The organism is Cytobacillus sp. ABV4_503, assembly GCF_056158445.1.
On the sequence record NZ_JBSWTH010000001.1, the window covers coordinates 1919326 to 1940282 of the forward strand.

Here is a 20957-nt window from a genome sequence, read left to right on the forward strand (position 1 = left end):
GGAGTTTATCTGCCGAAGATAAGCTCCTTAACTTAATTTATAATTTTTGCATAAATAATAAACCAAAAAGGAAAAAGCAGCTAAAAGGAATATGGTAATTTGCAGCTCCAATTTTAATTTTAATGCATGTGAAACCGCAAAGGCTTCAATAAACAAAGCAGGTATTTTACCGATGGTGCTGGCAATGCCAAAGGGCAGAAGCCTCATCTTGCTGAATGCTGCTGCCAGCGTGACTGCACCTGATGGGACAAAAGGCAGGACTCTCAGCAAAACAACCATGAAATAGGCATCTGGTCCTTCTGTATTCTGGAGCTTAGTAAATAATTTGTTATTCTTAAGCTGAGGAAAAGAGGAGGTTAGCTTAGTGATTCCTTTACGATAAAGAATAAAACTTATAATTGCTCCGGCAGCTTCTCCGATGATCAATAGGACTAGGCCCATTTTTAAATCAAAAGCGGCAACTGTTCCAGCAGTAATAAAGGCACTTGGGAGGAATCCCGTTATAGATGCAGCAATGTTCATGGATATGCTAAATATGGCTGCCAATATCGGTTCATCTGAAAACCATTTGATGATATCAGAAAACATCCATTAATCCTTTCCGGCCCATTTATAGCCCATACCCCAGACAGTCGTCAGATACTCATCTGCAGGAAACCCGGCTTTTCTTAATTTTTCCCGTAAATTTCTTACATGCGAATCGATGGTTCGGTCTTCGATTGACACTCCATAGCCCCATACAGAGCCTATTAAATGCTCACGTGAAAAAACTCTGTTCAGGTTTGAGAGGAATAGGCTTAACATGGAAAACTCTTTGGGAGTCAAAAGGATTTCCTTATTTTTATAGGATAGCTCAAAAGAATCTTCTTTAAGTTCCAGCCCTTTGAAAGTTTTGGTTTTTCCATCTTTTTTGCTTCTTCTCAGAACTGCTTCAATCCTAGCAGATAATTCTTCTTCATCGAATGGCTTTAAAATATAATCATCTGCTCCGATGTTCAATCCTTTTACAATGTCCGGCTTTTCGCTTTTGGCAGTAAGCATGATGATGGGAATATCCCAATACTTTTTTACCTCCTCGCATACCTTCCATCCATCCATTTCAGGCATCATAACATCCAAAAGGATGAGATCTGCAGAATGGGTTTCCAAGTAAATCAACGCATCTGAACCTGAAGCCAATTTAATGCAATTGTAGCCGCGTGGTGTTAAGTATAAAGAAATTAGATCAAGCATTCTAGTCTCGTCGTCAACCAAAAGTATTGTTTTCACATTCCGTTTCTCCCTTAAAAACAATTTCGAATTCAGTTCCGTCACCTTTTCTGCTGCAGACCGATATAGTCCCTCCATGTGCATGGACAAGTTCCTTAACAATGGCGAGTCCGAGACCTGTCCCTCCAAGAGCTCTAGCACGTGATTTATCCACTCGGTAAAACCGATTAAAGATAAAGGGCAGTTCCTCTTCAGAGATCCCTCTTCCGGTATCATTTATTCTGATGGTGACATGTTTTTTGGTCCTGCTTATATTAATTGTTGTTTTATCTCCAGCTGAAGAATACTTAATGGCGTTATCCAGAAGATTAAATATGATCTGTTCCAGCCTTGATGCATCCGCTGATATAGTGATTGATTCACGGCAAATAACAGACAGCAGCATGCCTTTTTCGGTGAAAGCCGGTGAGAATTTTGTTTCAATTTTTTTCATGAAATCCTTCAGATCAATAGGGCTTTTTTTTATGTCAAAGGTATTTTTATCGATCTTAGCCAGATCGAAAAGATTTTTAACCATATCTGAAAGCCGGTTGGTTTCCTCCAGGATAATTGATAAATACTGATTTCTTTCTTCCGGGCTCAGGTTCCGCTTCTGAACGATATCCGCATACCCCTTTATATAAGTGAGAGGAGTGCGAAGTTCATGCGATATGCTGGACAAAAATTCATTGCGTTCTTCTCTAAGATAATTCAGGTCACCCGCCAATAACTGAATGGACCGTGCTAAATCCCCAAGTTCATCGTTACCGGTTTTAGGAAGGGAAACTGAAAAATCACCGCTGCTTATTTGTGAGGTGGCTTCCTTCATTTTAATCAGTGGTTTTGCCAGTGCCTTTGATAAAAAGATGATGATAGTAATGGTAAAAATGACGGCAATGAACCCGGCGATTAAAAATTGTTCATTTAAGCGTGAAATTAACGACTGAATCCAGGCTGTATCCTGAAACATATATACATGGCCTATCAGCACTCCATCCTTTTCAATAGTGCTGACTGTTGAAATATAATCTTCTTCTTTCCAATTGTCCTCGATGGTCTTGCCTTCCCTTATAGAAGATGTAAGCGGCCTTTCTATGTACCTTTGGATCAAACTCCTATCAACAGAAGCACCAAGGATCTCTTTATTCGAATTTGTAATGACTACATCTGTATTTGCTTCGGATTCCATCAGAGCCACATGGGAAATCGTATTTTCATCAAAATGCTTTTCGAGTATAGCACGGTGTGAATTGCCGCGTGTCTGCAGAGCTATAAGCTCTTCCTCCACACGTGATTCAACAAGGGTACTATGTAAAAAGAAGAACATAATTGTTTCTAGCCCAAAAAGGATCAGAAAGAACAGCAGGCCCAGCTTCATGGAAAGTTTATTCAAAGATCTCACTCATTTCAAATCAATTACTTCTATTATAGTCGAAATGTTTGAAGAAACTATGCAGAAGAGGTATATGTTTTAATAGGACTGTAGAAGGTAAAATAGAATAATGATTTATCATAATGAAAAAAGCAAGTAACAGTCATAAAGGAGGTTTTTTTTATGAGTGAATGCAAATTGGATCACCCACCGGAAGATGTGCAAAATAAGTTTGAACAGCAAAAAGAATTTCTGCCGGACGATATGAGTTCTTTGTTTCAATCTTTTTTTCAGGAGGAACATACACAGGATATTTTAAATGAGGTATTTCATTTGCTGAAAAAATTTGATCTTGCTTCCGAGGAGGAACAAACCGAGAGAGTCAACAGGCTTTATCTTGTATTAAAAAATGTATAATATTATAATATTGAGTTGCCGCATCTGAATAATTGTTGCGGCAATTTTTTATGTATCTTACAATTTTTTTGTAGCTATTAAAATTTTATTTTAACAATGTATGTATTTATGTTAATATGAAATTATAGAGAAATATAGAGTAGTATAATAATGAAAGCGATTACACAAAAGGGAGTGACAAAGTTGAAGGAATGCCATAGACCTGTTTTTGACTTGGCGATCCGGACCGCAGATATGCTAGTTCGAATGTTTGGTTCCCGCTGTGAAGTGGCAGTGCACGATTTCAGCGACTTAAAAAAATCGCTTATTCATATTGCAGGAGATATAACGGACAGGAAAATCGGCTCACCCATCACAGATCTTGTATTGAATGAATTAGCCAAACATAAAAACGAAGTTAATGATATAGCCAATTATAAAACACAATCCAAAAAAGGAAATGTCATGAAATCATCCACGATTTTTCTCCGTGATGATGAAAATAAAGTAATTGGTGCATTGTGCCTTAATTATGATATTAGCCTGCTCATGCAATTTGGAGGAGAAATTGAAGAGTTTATCAGCTTTGATGAACATTCCTCTAAATCGGAGACCTTTTTTAATTCCGTCCAGGATGTTATTCACGAGATGGTGGATCAAGTACTTCAAGGCTTTAGGAAGGCACCTTCATTGATGACGCTCGAAGAAAAAGTTGAATGTGTCCGCCAGCTTGAAGATAAAGGGACATTCCTCATTAAAGGGGCAACTGATTATGTTGCATCTGTGCTTGGGGTTTCCAAATTCACCATTTATAATTACCTGCAGAAAATCAGAACGATTAATGAGCTCCAGCCGGAAGCTGTGGAGCATAAATAAAGACACGTTTTTAATTTTGAGGAAGAGCTAGCTGCTGTAATTTTATTGCAGCTATCTGAATTTAAAGACCTTAAAAGTAAAGGGGCATAAAAAATGAAATACAGATCTGCATTTGATATTATTGGACCGGTTATGATCGGACCTTCAAGTTCACATACAGCCGGAGCTGCACGCATTGGGCGTGTTGCCCGGACTCTTTTTGGAAAACAGCCGTCCAAAGCCGAGATTTCTTTATATGGTTCTTTTGCAAAAACCTATAAAGGACATGGTACGGATGTTGCCATTGTTGGCGGAATCCTCGACTTTGATACTTTTGATGAGCGAATTCCTTCTGCCCTTCAATTAGCTGAAAAAGCAGGGATTGAAGTCATTTTTACAGTTGAAGATACCGTTACAGACCATCCTAATACTGTAAGAGTCAAGCTTACCGAAGGAGATCGTGACATTGAACTTGTAGGAATATCCATCGGCGGCGGCACGATTGAAATAACCGAGCTGAACTCATTTGAGCTTAAGTTATCTGGTGAACATCCTGCCATTTTAGTTGTTCATAACGATCAGTTTGGAGTTATCTCCGCTGTTACGAATATTTTATCAAAGCACCAGATAAATATTGGACATATGGAAGTTTCACGCAAGGAAAAAGGAAAAATGGCAATTATGGTCATTGAAGTAGATCAGAAGATCGGCCATGATGTGATGACAGAGCTTGAAGGGCTTCCGAATATCACGCAAATCATCAGAATGGTTGACTAACAGTTAGCTGGTCATCAGGAGGGAAAGTCTAATGTTGTTTAGAAATATTGCTGAGCTTGTTGAGCTCGCTGAAAATAAAGGTGTAAAAATTGCTGAAGTCATGATTCAGCAGGAGATAGAAGTAACTGGTCTAACTCGTGAAGAAATTATCGCTAAAATGGACCGCAATCTGACTGTCATGGAACAGGCTGTTGAGAGGGGACTTAAAGGTGTCACGTCTGTTACAGGTCTGACTGGCGGTGATGCAGTCCTTCTGCAAAAGTACATTCAGAGCGGAAAGGCGTTATCAGGAAATATCCTATTGGATGCTGTCAGCAAAGCAGTTGCAACCAATGAAGTGAATGCGGCAATGGGTATAATCTGTGCCACCCCTACAGCAGGTTCGGCTGGCGTGGTGCCAGGTACACTGTTCGCTGTAAAAGAAGTTCTAAATCCAACACGAATGGAAATGATAGAATTTCTGTTTACTTCAGCGGCATTTGGCTTTGTGGTGGCAAACAATGCCTCCATATCCGGTGCAGCAGGAGGATGTCAGGCTGAGGTAGGATCTGCAAGCGGCATGGCTGCAGCATCCATTGTAGAAATGGCAGGCGGGACACCAAAACAGGCTGCTGAAGCGATGGCGATTACTCTTAAAAACATGCTGGGCCTTGTGTGTGATCCAGTTGCCGGCCTAGTAGAAGTCCCATGCGTAAAGCGAAATGCCATGGGAGCTTCCAACGCCATGACAGCAGCAGACATGGCCCTCGCCGGAATTACAAGCAGAATTCCATGTGATGAAGTCATCAACGCCATGTTCCTTATCGGGCAATCCATGCCTTCAGCACTCAGGGAAACAGCTGAGGGAGGACTGGCTGCAACGCCAACCGGAAGAAGACTGCAGGAAGAGATTTTTGGGAAAAAACAGTAAATTTAAATTGGCTGTTTTGTAAGATTGTTCCTATCTAACTTTCAACTAAGTTTAACAATTTGAGTTGATTGGAGCGGAGGGTACTTGACTCCTGCGGGAGGAGAGGGAGTGAGAGACCCCACAGGCATAGCCGAGGAGGCTCTCATTCCTCCCCGCGGAAAGCAAGTGCCCGCAGCGGAAATCAACGGCCGGGTTCATAAGCAAACAAAATTTGAGAAAAGAGCTTATGTTTAACACCAGTTCTTTAGTGAATTGGTGTTTATATCTGTATAGAAAAAAGTTATGCTTATTTAGGATAAATGTAAAAAGAGGAGAGAAAAAAGAGTTTGAAAGTTATAAGAGGGACTATTATCACTATTGTTATTGTGTTTATGCTGTTAATGGGAATTGCAGTTCCTGCCGCACTTATTGGGTTAGCTGTCTTTTTAATTGGATTATATTTGAATAATCAGTACCGGAAATATAAGATAAATTTTAAAAAATCTGGCTGGATTATGGCTGCTGGCTTTGTTTTATCCATTTTTTTAGCAACTGCAGATTCTAATGCAACAGAAACAGGAAGTGAGCCTGAGAAAGAACAAATAATGACAGATCAGGATGAAGCAGATAAGAAGGCTGAAGAAGAGAAGCTTGCTGAAGAGAAGGCTAAAGAAGAGGAAGCCAAGAAGCAGGCAGAGGAACAGGAAAGGCTGGAAGAAGAACAGGAAGAAAAACAGAAACAAGAAGAGGCTGAAAAGCAAAAACAGGTACAGGATCAAAAACAGGCTGCAGAGAGCTTAGGCCTCGAACTAGTTACTGTCGGCAGAGTAGTAGATGGTGACACAATAGAAACATCAGACGGGAGGAAGGTCCGCCTGATTGGAGTGAACACTCCCGAATCAACAACAAGAGTAGAAGAATACGGAATAGAAGCAAGTCAATTTACCGCATATGAGCTGACTGGCAAGAAAATCTGGATGCAAAAGGATGTCTCAGACACAGACCGGTATGGCCGCCTGCTGAGAATCATTTGGGTAGACATCCCCACTGATGATATGGACGAAAATGAAATACGTGAAAAAATGTTCAATGCCCATTTGGTTCTGAATGGTTATGCCGAGCCATCCACCTACAATCCGGATGTGAAATACAGTGATTACTTCAGAAAATTCGGAAGGGAAGCAAGAGAAGCCACTAAAGGATTATGGGCTCTCGGGGATGAGGGAACAACTAAAGGAGACCTGGATTCTGCAGCAGCAAGCGGTTCCTCTTCAGGTTCAGGAAATGCCGGCGGCAGCGGGTCGAATGACAGCAGTGGCACAGCCGCCAATTCGTCATCCGCAGAAGGCAGCACTGAGTCCTACCAAAACTGTACAGAGTTAAGAAAGGTTTATCCAAATGGTGTGCCGTCTACACATCCTGCCTATGACTCAAAACATGATAGAGACAAGGACAACTTTGCTTGCGAACGATGACATAAGGGCCGGCTCCAGATACAGAGCCGGCTTCTACCTTGTAAAGACCATTTAATAAAATAAATGAACACTGGCTTACTCTGCCAGTGTTCTATGATGTTCTTTTATGATGGTCATTCAATTTAATAAGGGAACCTCTTTTAATCCAATAATGAAAATTATCGGCCGGGAAAACCCCGCGTCCATTTGATCTGTCCATCTGGATGACAACACTGTTTGGAGTCACCTCCAGAATTCTAAGAGTTTCGGAACGGTAAAGATTCGGCGCGAAAGTACTTTTGATTTCAAATTGCATATCCTTATCAAGGTTCAATGATGACACCTCCTAATTAGTTAATTATGTTTAATGTCCCCATTCTTTGTTTTTCTATCCAATTATTGGCCAGTATATTTTTGTTTATTAACTTAATAGAGAAATTGCATCTTTAGAATTTTTTTAATAAACTGTATAATTCAATGGGGAACTATGAATTTTAACAAGCAGGTGAAGTGTGTTGAAGGAAAAAATTAAAGTTGGATTAATAGGAATGGGTGCTGTAGGGGAAAGGATACTGCGTCAATTTCGGCAGCATGAGGAGTTTGAGATTGCAGCGCTTTGTGATCGAAATGCCGAACGCTTAGATAAATTTAAGGCTGTGCTGCCAGATGCAGCATTACATACCAATCATTTGGAACTGCTTCAGGATGAAACCATCAAAATCATCTATTTAGGTGTTCCGCCAAAATTTCATTATTCAATTAGCATGGATATTATAAAGAGCCGCAAGCATCTTCTTTGTGAAAAACCTCTGGCCAATTCCATTGAAGAGGCGAAGGATATGTATGAAGCTGCCGAAAATGCAGGAATCATCCATGCCATGAATTTTCCGATGGCATACAGCCCGTCCTTTAAAGTGTTTAGGGAAAAGATACAGAATGGTGAACTGGGTGAGATTAAGAAGGTAGAACTGCACCTGCAATTTACACACTGGCCGCGTGAATGGCAAAAGAACGATTGGATTTCCAGCAGGGAACAAGGGGGCATTATCCGGGAAGTATCTCCTCACTTTATTCATATGATTCAGGATACCTTCGGAGAGCTGCTCCATGTCCGATCTTTTGTGGAATATCCGGATGATGAACGTTTATGTGAAACCAGCTTTACCACATCATTAAAGCTTCCTGGCGGTATTCCTGTTCTATTTAACGGAATTGCGGGAATTGGGCAAAAAGAACATCTGTCTTTTAAAGTTTTTGGTGATAAGGGTACTTTAGATATGCAGAATTGGAGTGTTCTTGTACAGAGTACGTCAGAAAACAGCGGAGAAATTTTAACGCTTGATGAGCCGGTATACAGTCTGCCTTCAGAACTCTTCAAAGCAATAAGAGGAGAACGTGCATTATTGGTTTCCTTTAAAGAAGGGTATCAGGTGCAGAAGGTGCTGGAAAAAATCCTATTAAGCTAATTAGAGGCACATTTGTGTCTCTTTTTTAATTATCAATACCCAGGCCAATCCCATGCATCTTCTTATGAAACAATACTCGAAAAAATCAGGTGTTTTAATGTATAATAATCAGGTGAGAGTTCTTCCAAAGAAAGAAGACTCTATTTCTAATCATAAATTTCATAGATCCAAAGTTGAAAGAGAGTGGGACATATGGGCCGTAAATGGAACAATATTAAAGAAAAGAAAGCATCCAAAGATGCAAATACGAGCCGTGTATATTCCAAGTTTGCACTTGAAATATACGTGGTTGCTAAGCAAGGTGAGCCTGATCCTGAAGCAAATCAGGCTTTAAAATTTGTGCTCGAACGTGCAAAAACATATAATGTGCCAAGAAATATCATTGATCGTGCAATTGAAAAAGCAAAAGGCGGAGCGGAAGAAAACTATGATGAGCTTCGCTACGAAGGATTCGGGCCTAGCGGATCCATGATTATAGTCGATGCATTAACTAATAACGTAAATCGCACAGCTTCAAATGTACGTGCTGCATTCGGTAAAAATGGCGGGAATATGGGTGTGAGCGGATCTGTTTCCTATATGTTCGACTCAACCGCTGTGATCGGCATTGAAGGCAAATCGGAGGAAGAAGTGCTGGAAATCCTGATGGAAGCAGACGTAGATGCACGTGATATTCTGGAAGAAGATGATACGGTAATCGTATATGCAGAACCTGATCAGTTTCATGCAGTTCAGGAAGCATTCAAGTCAGCGGGCATCAATGAGTTTGCTGTTGCTGAATTAACAATGCTCCCACAAAATGAAGTCACCCTTGATGCTGATGCACAGGCGCAATTTGAAAAGCTGATTGACGCCCTTGAAGACCTGGAAGATGTCCAGCGTGTTTATCACAATGCAGACCTGGGTGAATAACTGAGAAAAGGAGTCCACTTAATTGATGGACTCTTTTTTTGTAAAATAATTTTATTATGTTAACTATTTATGTTACCAGATTTATCATTTGGAAGAAAAGGAATTTTAGATATTCAAATGAATTTACTCTCATTTGAAAAACCGCTGAAATAAATGTGGCTTTATGGTGATATCAGCCGATATCTGTCGAATAGCATTTTGCTATCAAGTGCTACCTCCTCGCAAAATGTAATCATTGGCCTTAACTTCCGTCTAAAGATATATTGACTAAATGGAAAATAACTGCAATATAAATTTCTGCGTTTAAACTTTGTATGCACGGGAACATGAATGGTGAAAGGAGAGCTTAGCACACATGAATACGTTTAAGGTTATTTATACTTTTGAAAAAGGTGTTACCGTAACAGAAGAAGTTGAAGCAGAGAATAAATCTGAAGTAATTGGAAGCATTAAAGACCTGGAAGGATTTGTAGAACTAACATGCTCTGAAGGTCACTATCATCGATTTGATTTTGCAGATGTAAAGGTAGTCACAATTACAGAATAAAAGGAAGGCCAAAAATGGCCTCCCTCTAAAACCCGCTGGTTAGCGGGTTTTTATTTTCTTACAAGATCTCCAACAAGGATATACCTCTGCGGTGCATCGCCAATAAAGTCAAAAGGATAGCAGGTTGTGACAGTAAGGGTTGCTCTTTGCTTAGGTACAATTACAGTTCTGTCGTCTGCATCGACGATTCTTATTTTACGAACTTTATAGGTGAATTCTCCAGCAGAAGTGTTCACGACAAGGAAATCGCCAATCTTTACTTCTCCAAGTTTGCGAAAGACCGTATCCCGGTGGCCGGAAAGGACTGAATTGTCTTCTTCTCCTGGAAGGACGCTGCCTGCATAATGGCCAACTCCCTTTTCTAACTCATCTTCATCCGTACCATGGAAGATTGGAAGATGGGCCGATATATTAGGTATTGATAGAACGCCCATTTCTTCTCCCTTTTTAGGACGGACAGTATATAGGCTATGCTGTTCCTTTTTTTGTTCAGTCTTCACATCTGTACTACCAGTGCTGGAGGGGTCTATATGGGCTGAAGTTTTTTGACTATGCAAATATGGCAAGAGATTTGAAGCTGCAATCCAAATTCCGCCCAAAATAAAAGTTAGTCCAATTGCTCCTTTTAATGTGAGTTTCCTTTTCACGCAGCTTTCACTTTCCGCCTGTGTAAAATGGCAAATCCTAAAAGGATCAGACCAATGCCTGCAAATACTCCTTCAATATAATTGCCTGCTGTGTTTGGCAGTTTTCCGCCTTTTACAGTTTTTACGTGTTTGGAATCTGGTTTCACTTTAGCAGGCTCCTGTTTTTTGATTACAGTTTCCGCCTGATTCAAATCTGTCACTGTGTCTTCAATGAGCTCTGAACTGAACATCTCTGCTGTAATAATCATATCTGCCAGGAAATTGCCATGAGTATTATAAAGTTCAATAAGCAGGTCATAGCCATTTGTCTCTTCCAAAGCCACCATTTCATCTGTTGTTAAAAGGATTTTTTCGCCATCTTTTACAAGATAAAACTCGGCATCAAGCTGGAACAGATCCATCATTTCCTGCATAATGCTGATAAGTTCAGCTATTTCTGCTTCTGTTAAATCCCCGGCACTGTCAAACTCACCAAAGGCCATTAAACGGCTTTCAAGGTCCATCATTTTATCAAGCAATTCGGGATTCTCGAAATCCAAAGTCATAAAATGTGCAAATAATGCTTCAAGTTCTTCATCTGTCAGATCTATATCTGCGAATATTTGGTTTATTTCGTCTTCACCAGGCAATTCATCTCCACCCAGATAAATGGAAACCATGATATCAAGGTCCTCAATATATTCATAGTTTTCAAGGGAGTCATCGTTTTCCTCAAGCAGGGAGATGAGCTCCTCTTTTGTAAGTCCGTAATCATTTAATAGCTGCTGAAGTGTTTCATCGTTAATTTCAGTGCCTGTATAGGTTAAAAAAGAAACGGTAGAATCTAAAGCATCAATATATCGGAAAACATCCCGAACATTGTCAGTCGTTTCCATTTCTCCATTCTCCGCAAGCAGTGCAATTAACTCTTCCTCATTTTCAAAATCATAGTCAGCTAATAGCTGCTGCAGGTTTTCTTCAGTAATAGGCTCACCCAGATATTCAATCAATTCCTCCATTGTATCGAAATCTTCGATATTCATATCCCAAAAATATTCCAGATGGTCATTTAATCCTTCTTCAGACCAATTTGTTTCCTTCAGGAATTCAGCCACTTCATCATCGCTTGGTGCTGCAAGGCTGACAGCCGGAAACAAGCTCAACAATAGGATGGATGCAATAACAATACTTAGTCTTCTCAATGATATTTCCTCCATATAAGATAATAAATTCTAGAATAATATAATGGAAAAAATATTTTTCGGATAGAATTGTTATTTGAAAATTTATTAGATATAATATTTGGATTTTTTTGCAGCAGAAAGAGAGTGGGGAAATGCTGATTTATCAAGGGATAAAATATTAAGCTGAGAAGATTCGGTTAAAAAGAGCAATGGATAATTCCTTATTAATCCATTTTTTCCTCTAATTAAATAATTATTATATACCATACATGTGAAGTAAAAAATGCCAAATCAGGTATTGATTAATTATTTCAAAATGTGTAAAATTACACTAATCGAACCAAGCGAATATATAAATGAGGTGAATCCCTTGAACCCCGAAACAGAAAAATATCATCAAAATATATTTCAATTTGAACTCACGAAGTTGAAAGAGAAAGACTATATTTCAGCAGAACATTATGAAATCACCTTGAGCGCCCACCAACTGTACTATCAGGACCTGGAAGAGCTGAAGCAAGTGCAGGTTATGGCAGCAAAAGCTGCAGAAGAAATCAGGCAAATGCCAGTTCAACAGGCAAAAAAAACTGCGAAAAAGAAAATATCTCTGGAAGAAGTCCGTGAAAGAAACATTTCCTGGCTGCTGAATGTTGGAGTCATCCTGCTCCTTATCGGCGGGTTATTTGTTGCCACAAGCAACTGGGATACCATGTCTAATTTTATGAAAAGTGCATCCATTGCAGTGGTTTCGCTTCTTTTCTATTGTTTTGCTTTTATTTCCGGAAAAGTATTAAAAATTGAAAGAACATCGTTTGCTTTCATAGTTCTTGGGAGTTTATTTTTGCCTATATTTATTTTGTCTATCGGCTGGTTTGAATTGCTCGGCCCTTATTTTTCCTTTTATGGGGAAGGACGCTATATACTCGGAGCGGCTGGCAGTTTACTGGTCGTTCCAGTATACAGTATATTTGCACAGAAGCTGGGTTCACGTCTTTTTGTATGGTTTGCTTATATTGCCCTGTCTGCCGGGGCTGGTTATACCCTGGCAGCATTGAAGCTTGAAAATGACAGTTTCTTTCTTGGATTGATGATTTTCAATGCTCTGCTGTCAGCAGCTTATCACCGCCTGAAAAAACAGGCTTCCCTTAAACTGTTTTCGGGAGAATTGATTTACTTTGCTCAAATCAATTTAGTGATCTCTACATTATTAATGCTTTTATTTTTTAATAGCCACGTTTTATATAGTGTGAATATTATGATAACGGCAGCCGTTTACTTATCAATGGTGTATGTAACAGGCAGGAAGGAGTTTCATTTCGTTTTCAGTTTACTGATTGTCTATGGTGCCTATCAGCTGATTGAAAATACAATTTTAAATTCGGCAGGACCTGTTTTATTTGCACTTGTAGGGATTGGTTTTCTGTTTGTTCCTAGAGTTATGGATAAGCACTATTCCTGGGATAAGGTATTTAGACTGACCAGTGCAGCGGTTTCCATACTTGCTTTTCTCTATATTTCAGTTGAAGGTATCCTGTTAATGGCCGGCGAACCCTCTGCAGCACTGCTGCTGGCTTACATTATTCTTGCCGTGCAGTTTATATATTTGGCAAATGTTATGGGAAACGGGCTATTTGCTTACCTGGCACCCGTGTTTTTAGCCTCTGCTCTATTTGAAACAGTATTAATGCTGGATAAAGCCGCCCCGTTCAATAATCTATCTTTCCCTGTTTTCTTTATTGGCTTTGTGCTTTTTATAAGTCTCGGGTATTTGCTAAAGTACCCGCTCTTAAAAGTGGTGGAATCAAGCTCACGGGATGTGGCTGTTAGTATTATGTTATTTTCAGTTGTGACTGCAGCAGGATTTCTTGATTGGCTTGCTGCTGGCTCCATGCTATTAATCTTTAGCTTTGTCATGTACCTCATGAATAAGGCTGAAAATAGGATATTTTATTTAGAAGCGATTCCCTGGGCCATCCCTTTGTCAATCGGGTTTGCCTTTATGTTTTATGGTGAACATCTGCGAAGCTGCTCAAGCTTTTATCAGAATCAGTTAGGTATGGCCATGAATACCATAATGGCAAGTATTGCCCTGCTTATACTTTATGGCGTTCTGTCTAAGAAAGGGCACAAAAATCAAGCCGGAAACGTGTTTTTAATCTCATTGGGATTTTATACAATCTCACTATTTACAGCAGCTGCTTTGTCAATCAATGAAGTCTGGATGAGACCGGCAGTATTTATTGGGGGCATTATTATGTATCTTGCCTTGTATCGATTCCATAAACAAAGCTGGATTCCGTTTGTATCTGGAGCGATTTCACTTTTTGCTTATTTTATGATCTTGATTGGTTTGCCATTTAACTTTACATTTTTTAATTGGGTGCAATTTCCGCTGGGGGCATGGATCCTGCTTTGTGCGGCTTTCTATATTTCTAATAAGGACCTTGTCCTAGCCAGAGGGTTCAGCTGGATTGGCCATATTTACATGCCGTTTGCCATGATCCTGACATTTTTTATCTATAGGGAAAATAGTATTTGGCCCTTCCTGGTCACCCTTGCGGTCTATTGGGTCAGTTTCAGGTTATCTGTTAAAGAGTGGAAGGTAAAGATATTCCTTTACAGCTCATTCTTAACTTTATTCATGGTAATCTTGACGGGAATGGATCATATATTGGAAGAGAACTTCAGTGAGTATGCCGTTCTTTTAGTCAGCTGTGCCGTATTCTTATTCTGGCTAACCGGAAAAACTCAAGATAAAATGAGAAGTGTTTACTTTCTCATACCCTGGTCTGTGATTGGGATCCTGGCATTTTTAACTTCATATCCCTTTGGTTATGTGCCGTTTTTCGTTTCTATTATCTATTCTGCAGGATTGATCGTATATTTGCATAGAACTAAACTTGATATATTGGCTGCTGTTCCATTGGTATTACTATATGCGGCAGTACTCAAATTCCTGTTCATAAACGGAATCGCTCCAGATATGAAAATTCTGGTTGTGGCTGGTTTCGGCCTGGCATCGGCAATAATCGGCAAAATGGTATATGCCAAAATTTTAATGAATAAAAAAGCTGATAGCTACACTATAATCTCGCTGTTATTTTTCCTTGCCGCCTATCTTTTTCCGGCAGTTTCCCTATGGGCGGAAGTTCTCCCTGGACTCCTGATCAGCACACTTTTATTTTTACAGAGGGGCAGAATGGCATCAAAATACTTATGGCTGCCTGGATTGCTGTCGGGAGCAGTATTGCTCGAGCCTTATTATAGTTTATTAAAGAATATTGAGCTGTCTGACCTTTTCATAAGGGAGGCATACGTGCTTCCATGGATCATCCTGATTATTTTTGTCCGAAAAGTGCTGAAAGGGCAATACGCAGCACAAACAAACAAAATTCAGTGGGCAGTCCTAATAACGGTTTCCCTGCTGCTTGTACAGGATGGCCTTGCAAGCAATACGGTTTATGATGCGCTCATAGTTGGCACGCTCTCCCTGATTTCGATGCTTTCTGGAACCTTCTGGAGAATAAAATCCTACTTCTTTGTTGGCTCCGGGGTACTGCTCCTGAATGTGCTGCTACAAACAAGACCTTATTGGGGAAATCTTCCTTGGTGGGCGTATCTTTTAATTGCAGGCTCTATTCTCATTTCTGCAGCAAGCTATCATGAATGGCAGAAGCAAAAAACAGCAAAAGGCGAGAAGCCTTTAATATCTAAATGGAAAAATAGCATTATGAATAAATTAAAAGAATGGTCCTAAGAAAGTTAACCTAGCCCTCGGGCTAGGTCTTTTTATTATTTTCCAAACAAATGAGTAAATTTTCAGAAAATAAGTTGACTTTTTCCTGTTTACACGGTATCTTTGTGTTAAACATATAACACTTATTTCATCTAACGATATTTTAACGTTATATAGAATTATTATCTCAATATGATGAAAATCTGGGAGGTCATGTCTTGATTCTGCATGATATTGAAACGGAAAGCCGTGATTTTATAGAAGAATTACAGTTGAACCGGCTCAAGCAGACAGTGGAAAGAGTATTTAATCATGTGCCTTTTTATCGGAAAAAGTTTTTGGAAAGTAATTTTGCACCTGAAGTTGTTAACAGCCTGGATGATATTCAAAAGCTGCCCTTTACTGTTAAAGCAGATTTGCGGGAACATTACCCATTCGGGCTTTTTGCTGTGGATAAAAAAGAAATTGTCCGTCTGCACGCTTCTTCCGGAACGAGCGGAAAACCGACTGTAGTGGGCTACACACGAAATGACATCAAAATGTGGAGCAATCTGATAGCCAGGGCAATCTCAATCGGAGGAGGCAAACCTGGCCAGACATTGCATAATGCTTACGGATATGGTCTCTTTACAGGTGGATTGGGACTGCATTATGGCAGTGAACAGCTTGGCATGGCTACAGTACCTGTTTCCGGAGGAAATACTGACAGACAAATTATGCTGATTCAAGACTTTAAGCCAGAAGTTATTTGCGGAACTCCTTCCTACATTCTCCATTTAGCAGAGAAGATGGAAGAGAGGGGAATAGACCCGGCGGATACATCATTAAAGTTTGGGATTTTGGGTGCAGAGCCCTGGTCTGAAGAAATGAGGAAAACACTGGAAGCTAAGCTTGGGATTAAAGCATGCGATATTTATGGACTGAGTGAAGTTCTGGGACCGGGAGTAGCTATGGAATGCCATGAATCTCAGGACGGGCTGCACATTGCTGAGGATCATTTTTATGCAGAGGTCATCGATCCGATAAAAATGATACCGCTTCCATACGGGGAGGAAGGTGAGCTTGTTTTTACAAGTTTAACGAAGGAAGCTTTTCCGGTGATCCGCTACCGGACGGGTGATATCGCCTCCCTTTCTAAAGAGAAGTGTATTTGCGGGAGAACTACGATTCGCATGAGCCGTGTGAAAGGCCGTTTAGACGATATGCTTAATGTAAATGGTGTAAACGTCTTTCCATCCGAAATCGAACGGTGCATTCTTCAGATGCCTGAGCTTTCTCCCCACTACTATATCCAAGTGTATAACAAGGGAAGTTTAAAAGTTTTAGAGCTTCATGCTGAATGGAGCGAGGAGTTTTATAGAGATATGGGAGAAGCAGAGCATGTACAAAAGAAGATCAAGGAAGCAGTGAAGCAAAATTGCTTTATTAACATTGGCCTTGTTCTCCATCCGCCGAAAACGCTGCCAAGATCGGAAGGGAAAGCTGTCAGGATTGTAAATACGGCAGTGAAAAAAGCAGTAACCTGAATGAATGATTTTTTAACTTGATAGGGGTGAATCACGTGTCAGAAGCTCTTTTCTTTGAAGAGATGACGGAAGAACAAAAATACGAGCAGTTCATGAAACGCATAAATACAGGAGAAAAAATTGAAGCGGATGATTGGATGCCGGAAGATTACAGAATAACATTAATCAAATTGATTTCGATGCATGGAATCAGTGAGATTATGGGAGCACTTCCTGAAAAGGAGTGGGTGCCAAAAGCCCCTACATTAAAACGAAAGCTGGGAATTATGGCAAAGGTGCAGGATGAGATGGGACATGGACAGCTGCTGCTTCGTGTTGCAGAGGATTTAATGAAGCCTCTCGGGAAAACCCGCGAAGATATTATGCAGGATTTATTCAGCGGAAAACTGAAATTCCACAATGTTTTTCATATGGAGGCTCCAACATGGGGGGATGCCGGGCTGATCGGCTGGCTGGTTGACGGTGCTGCTATCATTACCCAGACCAATATGCTAAATGCTTCATATGGACCCTATGCAAGAGCACTTAAAAGGATTTGCGCGGAAGAAGTTTTTCATGCCCAGCATGGTGAAGCAATCATCATGGCGCTGGCTGAAGGAACCGAGGAGCAGAAAGCGATGGTACAGGATGCGGTTAACCGCTGGTGGGAAGCGCTGTTAATGTTCTTTGGCCCCGGTGATGCCTCTACTACCGGCACTTCCAAACAGGATATAACGATAAAATACAGAATCCGGACAAAGACGAACGAAGACTTAAGGCAGGACTTTTTTACAAAGTATATTCCCCGCGTTCTCTCGCTTGGCCTCAAACTGCCGGATGAGACAATGCATTTTGACAAGGATCAGGAGCATTGGATTTATAGACAGCCTGACTGGAATAAGTTCAAGGACATTATTAAAAATAATGGTCCAAAATCTCAGGAGCGACTCGGACTCCGCCGTACAGCTTATGAGACTAACAAATGGGTGCGTGAAGCTCTCAATCCTGCAAACTAAACTGTTCAGATGGGGGGGATCCCTTTGGGAAACGAAGGATTTTATCAGGAATTCGAAGTCTTTAGTCAAAGAACCGATACCTCGCCTCTGCAATATCAATTTTCCCTGCTGGCGCCAAATCGAGAGCTTGCACTGGTCATGGCACAGGAAAATTTTATGAGGAGAGAACCGGTTGCTGATATCTGGGTCGTCAAACGCTCTGATATCCGGAAGCTGACACCGGAAGAAAAGCAATCACTTCAGCGTCTGGACAACAAAGATTACCGCACGACAAAAGGATACGGATATTTGAAGAAAAAGTGGCGCCAATACGAGCAGGAAATGCTTGATGAAAAGGAAATTCTGTCATGGGGAGGGATGAAGAAAGGTGACTGAGCCAGTTAGTAAAATGCCAATCGATGCCAGGATTAAGCCGGCACTGACATCATTATTATATCAGCTTGCTGACGATGACTTCATACTTGCCTACCGGGGTTCAGAGTGGCTTGGCCTGGCACCTCATATAGAGGAGGATGTCGCCTTTTCATCCATCAGCCAGGATACCATGGGCCATGCGGCCATGTTTTATCAGCTGCTGGAGGATCTCGGAGAAGGCAATGTAGACAGACTTGCACATGCAAGAGGAGCTTCTGAAAGGAAAAATGCTGTCCTTTTGGAGGTGGTCAATGGACCAGGTCATTACTTGTCTTCAGCACAATATGACTGGGCATTCGCTGTAGTAAGAAATTATTTTTATATCCAAGCGAAAAAAATCAGATTGGACTCACTTAAAAATTCTTCCTATCGGCCTTTAGCCGAGGGGGCATTAAAGGTTAATATGGAGCTGTATTATCATCTCCTTCACTGGAAAACATGGTTTATCCAGCTGATGCAGGCTGGCGGGGAAGCCAGAACGAGGATGGAAGCAGCCACTGGGAAGGTTTTAGCTGATTTTGAAGGAGTCCTAACATTGGGAGCGCTGGCAAAAGATATGGCGGAACATGGTCTCATTGATAAGGAAGAAATATTAAAGCAGCGCTGGCTGCTTAACATGAAGCCTGTTTTTGAATCTATCAATCTGGCAGTCTCAGAAGCAGACCTTGCAATGAAAAATGGAAATGGCCGCATAGGAGAGCATACTGCCGACCTTGAGGCGGCTTTAACCACTTTGAGCGAGGTGTATAACATAAATCCAGCTGCAAGCTGGTAAGTTTTTTTAAGGGTGATGTAAATGGAGCAGGATCAAATGTTGATAAAAACCGCGTTAGAAGCGCTTCATAATGTTAAAGACCCTGAAATAGATACCATTTCTATTGTTGATTTAGGAATGCTGGAGCAAATTGAGGTGGAGGGCAATTCAGTATTGGTTAAACTCCTGCCTACTTTTATGGGATGCCCGGCACTGGATATCATTCGAAAAAACGTTGAAACCGAGATAGGCAAGGCAGGGATTTTTGAAAAAATAGATGTCCAGTTTATCTATCATCCGCCCTGGACGTCTGACCGGGTAACAGAAACAGGAAGGATAAAGCTAAAAGAATTTGGGATTGCGCCGCCTCCAAAATTAATAAGTGAAACAGGCGAATGGCATGTGGATTGTCCTTTTTGCGGGTCCACATATACGACGATGGAAAACCTTTTTGGCCCTACAGCCTGCCGCAGTATTTTATACTGCAAATCCTGCAAAAACCCCTTTGAAGCTATGAAGCCTGTATCAACGATGATGTAGCTATAAGGACTGTTATGAAAGCAGGTCAAATTTTTGTCTAATGCTATTTTTAAGATGCTTGTAAACTGTTAATCCTTCAATGATAAATTCCTGGAGACAGCACAAATAACATATGAATCCGGCTCCAGGAATACTATTAAATGAATCAAATCCACTAAACATGAAAGGAAGATGGCAAATGGTAAAATTAATCGCTCTTTATAAGCACCCTGAAAATAAGGAGGCATTTGATGACCATTATTTTAATAGGCACGCGCCGCTTACAGCCAAAATTCCGGGTCTCCGCAAAATGGAGGTTACAAAAATTGTCGGCAGCCCTATGGGGGGCGAAGGGAAGTACTATTTGATGTGCGAAATGTACTACGACAGCCATGAAGCTTTACAGGAGGCTATGAGAACAGATGAAGGCAAGGCATCAGGAAAAGACGCCATGAAATTTGCAGGTGATATTATCAGTCTTATGATTGGTGAGGAAGCAAAATGAGTAAAAGCTATGAAGCTATTGAAGTTTCACAGCTTGGGAAGCTTGGTTTAATTGCATTAAACCGGCCAAAAGTCTTAAATGCAATCAACCGCCCTATGGTTTCAGAGATTCTGGATGCGATGGAAGGGTTTGAGGCTGACAGCAGCATAAAGGCTATCGTATTAAGCGGCAATGGCAGAGCCTTTGCAGCCGGAGCAGATATTGATGAGATGGCAAACGACCAGGCAATAGATTTTGAGCTTCGCAATCAATTTAAGGATTGGGATCGCCTTGCCATGATCAAGAAACCGATTATCGGGGCGGTTCATGGTTTTGCCCTTGGCGGGGGCTTTGAGCTTGCTTTATGCTGTGATTTGCTTTATGCCGCTGATAACGCGGAATTTGGCTTTCCTGAGGTAAACCTGGGAGTAATGCCAGGTGCAGGCGGAACGCAGAGGCTTACTAAGCTTGTCGGAAAAACGAAAGCAATGGAATGGCTTTTTACCGGTAAAAGAATCACCGCCAAAGAAGCGCTTCAACATGGCATCGTAAACCAGCTTATATCAGAGGAGCTTCTTTTGGAAGAAACGATGAAGGCGGCTGAACAAATTGCCAATCAGGCGCCAATTGCCATACGCCTCATAAAGGAAGCAGTTCTTAAAGCTGTAGATACTTCTTTAAATGAGGGAATGGAATTTGAACGGAAGAATTTTTATTTATTATTTTCGACAGAAGATCAAAAAGAAGGAATGAATTCCTTTATTGAAAAACGTAAGCCGCAATTCAAAGGAAAGTAGAGGAGG

Annotated in this window: 22 protein-coding genes; 16 read left to right on the top strand and 6 right to left on the bottom strand. The window is 40.8% G+C overall.

Annotated elements, in window-relative coordinates; genetic code table 11:
- Positions 1 to 27 precede the first annotated feature (27 nt).
- From ACXAD1_RS09620 to ACXAD1_RS09630, 3 genes are read right to left on the bottom strand one after another with little or no spacing between them, the layout of a single operon-like run.
- Complete coding sequence (locus ACXAD1_RS09620) at positions 28 to 588, bottom strand: TVP38/TMEM64 family protein (RefSeq protein WP_206837273.1); 561 nt, start codon at positions 586 to 588, stop codon at positions 28 to 30.
- 3 nt (positions 589 to 591) lie between these two features.
- Complete coding sequence (locus ACXAD1_RS09625) at positions 592 to 1269, bottom strand: response regulator transcription factor (protein ID WP_206837276.1); 678 nt, start codon at positions 1267 to 1269, stop codon at positions 592 to 594.
- Positions 1247 to 2641 (bottom strand): HAMP domain-containing sensor histidine kinase, encoded by a 1395-nt coding sequence (locus ACXAD1_RS09630; protein ID WP_474909910.1) that lies wholly within the window; start codon positions 2639 to 2641, stop codon positions 1247 to 1249. The genes ACXAD1_RS09625 and ACXAD1_RS09630 overlap by 23 nt, the downstream gene beginning before the upstream one ends.
- Before the next feature lie 162 nt (positions 2642 to 2803).
- Between ACXAD1_RS09630 and ACXAD1_RS09635 the strand changes: the two genes are divergently transcribed.
- The 5 genes from ACXAD1_RS09635 (at position 2804) to ACXAD1_RS09655 (ending at position 7012) form a co-directional block, all read left to right on the top strand.
- Positions 2804 to 3037 (top strand): group-specific protein, encoded by a 234-nt coding sequence (locus ACXAD1_RS09635; RefSeq protein ID WP_206837282.1) that lies wholly within the window; start codon positions 2804 to 2806, stop codon positions 3035 to 3037.
- 174 nt (positions 3038 to 3211) lie between these two features.
- Positions 3212 to 3892, top strand: coding sequence for a helix-turn-helix transcriptional regulator (locus ACXAD1_RS09640; protein ID WP_226280769.1), 681 nt, complete (start codon positions 3212 to 3214; stop codon positions 3890 to 3892).
- 93 nt (positions 3893 to 3985) lie between these two features.
- Positions 3986 to 4648: an L-serine ammonia-lyase, iron-sulfur-dependent subunit beta gene (sdaAB, locus tag ACXAD1_RS09645; RefSeq protein ID WP_474909911.1), complete on the top strand. Its 663-nt coding sequence runs from the start codon at positions 3986 to 3988 to the stop codon at positions 4646 to 4648.
- Between the two features lie 34 nt (positions 4649 to 4682).
- A complete protein-coding gene (gene sdaAA, locus ACXAD1_RS09650) occupies positions 4683 to 5558 on the top strand; it encodes an L-serine ammonia-lyase, iron-sulfur-dependent, subunit alpha (protein ID WP_474911294.1) in 876 nt (291 codons plus the stop codon).
- 326 nt (positions 5559 to 5884) lie between these two features.
- Positions 5885 to 7012 (top strand): thermonuclease family protein, encoded by a 1128-nt coding sequence (locus ACXAD1_RS09655; protein WP_474909912.1) that lies wholly within the window; start codon positions 5885 to 5887, stop codon positions 7010 to 7012.
- A gap of 91 nt (positions 7013 to 7103) precedes the next feature.
- Here ACXAD1_RS09655 and ACXAD1_RS09660 read toward each other — a convergent pair whose 3' ends face one another.
- Entirely contained in the window at positions 7104 to 7334 is a 231-nt protein-coding gene (locus ACXAD1_RS09660) for a hypothetical protein (protein ID WP_312886133.1), read from the bottom strand.
- Positions 7335 to 7503: 169 nt separating this feature from the next.
- Here ACXAD1_RS09660 and ACXAD1_RS09665 point away from each other — a divergent pair, with 169 nt between their 5' ends.
- The 3 genes from ACXAD1_RS09665 (at position 7504) to ACXAD1_RS09675 (ending at position 9916) form a co-directional block, all read left to right on the top strand.
- Positions 7504 to 8457, top strand: coding sequence for a Gfo/Idh/MocA family protein (locus ACXAD1_RS09665; RefSeq protein WP_474909913.1), 954 nt, complete (start codon positions 7504 to 7506; stop codon positions 8455 to 8457).
- A 192-nt stretch (positions 8458 to 8649) separates the two neighbouring features.
- The gene (locus tag ACXAD1_RS09670; protein WP_206837303.1) at positions 8650 to 9369 is read left to right on the top strand and encodes a YebC/PmpR family DNA-binding transcriptional regulator; all 720 of its coding nucleotides are present in this window, start codon (positions 8650 to 8652) and stop codon (positions 9367 to 9369) included.
- Between the two features lie 355 nt (positions 9370 to 9724).
- Complete coding sequence (locus ACXAD1_RS09675; protein WP_474909914.1) at positions 9725 to 9916, top strand: hypothetical protein; 192 nt, start codon at positions 9725 to 9727, stop codon at positions 9914 to 9916.
- 50 nt (positions 9917 to 9966) lie between these two features.
- Here the strand turns inward: ACXAD1_RS09675 and ACXAD1_RS09680 are convergent, their stop codons facing one another.
- Complete coding sequence (locus tag ACXAD1_RS09680; protein WP_206837310.1) at positions 9967 to 10563, bottom strand: class D sortase; 597 nt, start codon at positions 10561 to 10563, stop codon at positions 9967 to 9969.
- Positions 10560 to 11744, bottom strand: coding sequence for a processed acidic surface protein (locus ACXAD1_RS09685; protein ID WP_474909915.1), 1185 nt, complete (start codon positions 11742 to 11744; stop codon positions 10560 to 10562). The genes ACXAD1_RS09680 and ACXAD1_RS09685 overlap by 4 nt, the downstream gene beginning before the upstream one ends.
- Before the next feature lie 343 nt (positions 11745 to 12087).
- Here ACXAD1_RS09685 and ACXAD1_RS09690 point away from each other — a divergent pair, with 343 nt between their 5' ends.
- The 8 genes from ACXAD1_RS09690 (at position 12088) to ACXAD1_RS09725 (ending at position 20951) form a co-directional block, all read left to right on the top strand.
- Positions 12088 to 15483, top strand: a complete 3396-nt coding sequence (locus ACXAD1_RS09690; RefSeq protein ID WP_474911295.1) for a hypothetical protein — start codon at positions 12088 to 12090, stop codon at positions 15481 to 15483.
- A 197-nt stretch (positions 15484 to 15680) separates the two neighbouring features.
- Positions 15681 to 16988: a phenylacetate--CoA ligase family protein gene (locus ACXAD1_RS09695; protein ID WP_206837316.1), complete on the top strand. Its 1308-nt coding sequence runs from the start codon at positions 15681 to 15683 to the stop codon at positions 16986 to 16988.
- Positions 16989 to 17050: 62 nt separating this feature from the next.
- The gene (gene paaA, locus ACXAD1_RS09700) at positions 17051 to 17983 is read left to right on the top strand and encodes a 1,2-phenylacetyl-CoA epoxidase subunit PaaA (RefSeq protein WP_370222573.1); all 933 of its coding nucleotides are present in this window, start codon (positions 17051 to 17053) and stop codon (positions 17981 to 17983) included.
- A gap of 9 nt (positions 17984 to 17992) precedes the next feature.
- Complete coding sequence (paaB, locus tag ACXAD1_RS09705; RefSeq protein WP_370222444.1) at positions 17993 to 18358, top strand: 1,2-phenylacetyl-CoA epoxidase subunit PaaB; 366 nt, start codon at positions 17993 to 17995, stop codon at positions 18356 to 18358.
- A 13-nt stretch (positions 18359 to 18371) separates the two neighbouring features.
- Positions 18372 to 19172 (top strand): 1,2-phenylacetyl-CoA epoxidase subunit PaaC, encoded by an 801-nt coding sequence (gene paaC, locus ACXAD1_RS09710; RefSeq protein WP_474911296.1) that lies wholly within the window; start codon positions 18372 to 18374, stop codon positions 19170 to 19172.
- 36 nt (positions 19173 to 19208) lie between these two features.
- A complete protein-coding gene (gene paaD / locus ACXAD1_RS09715; protein WP_474909916.1) occupies positions 19209 to 19691 on the top strand; it encodes a 1,2-phenylacetyl-CoA epoxidase subunit PaaD in 483 nt (160 codons plus the stop codon).
- Positions 19692 to 19869: 178 nt separating this feature from the next.
- Complete coding sequence (locus ACXAD1_RS09720) at positions 19870 to 20175, top strand: EthD family reductase (protein ID WP_474909917.1); 306 nt, start codon at positions 19870 to 19872, stop codon at positions 20173 to 20175.
- The gene (locus tag ACXAD1_RS09725; protein ID WP_206837332.1) at positions 20172 to 20951 is read left to right on the top strand and encodes an enoyl-CoA hydratase-related protein; all 780 of its coding nucleotides are present in this window, start codon (positions 20172 to 20174) and stop codon (positions 20949 to 20951) included. Before ACXAD1_RS09720 ends, ACXAD1_RS09725 begins: the two co-directional genes overlap by 4 nt.
- The last annotated feature ends 6 nt before the right edge of the window (positions 20952 to 20957 follow it).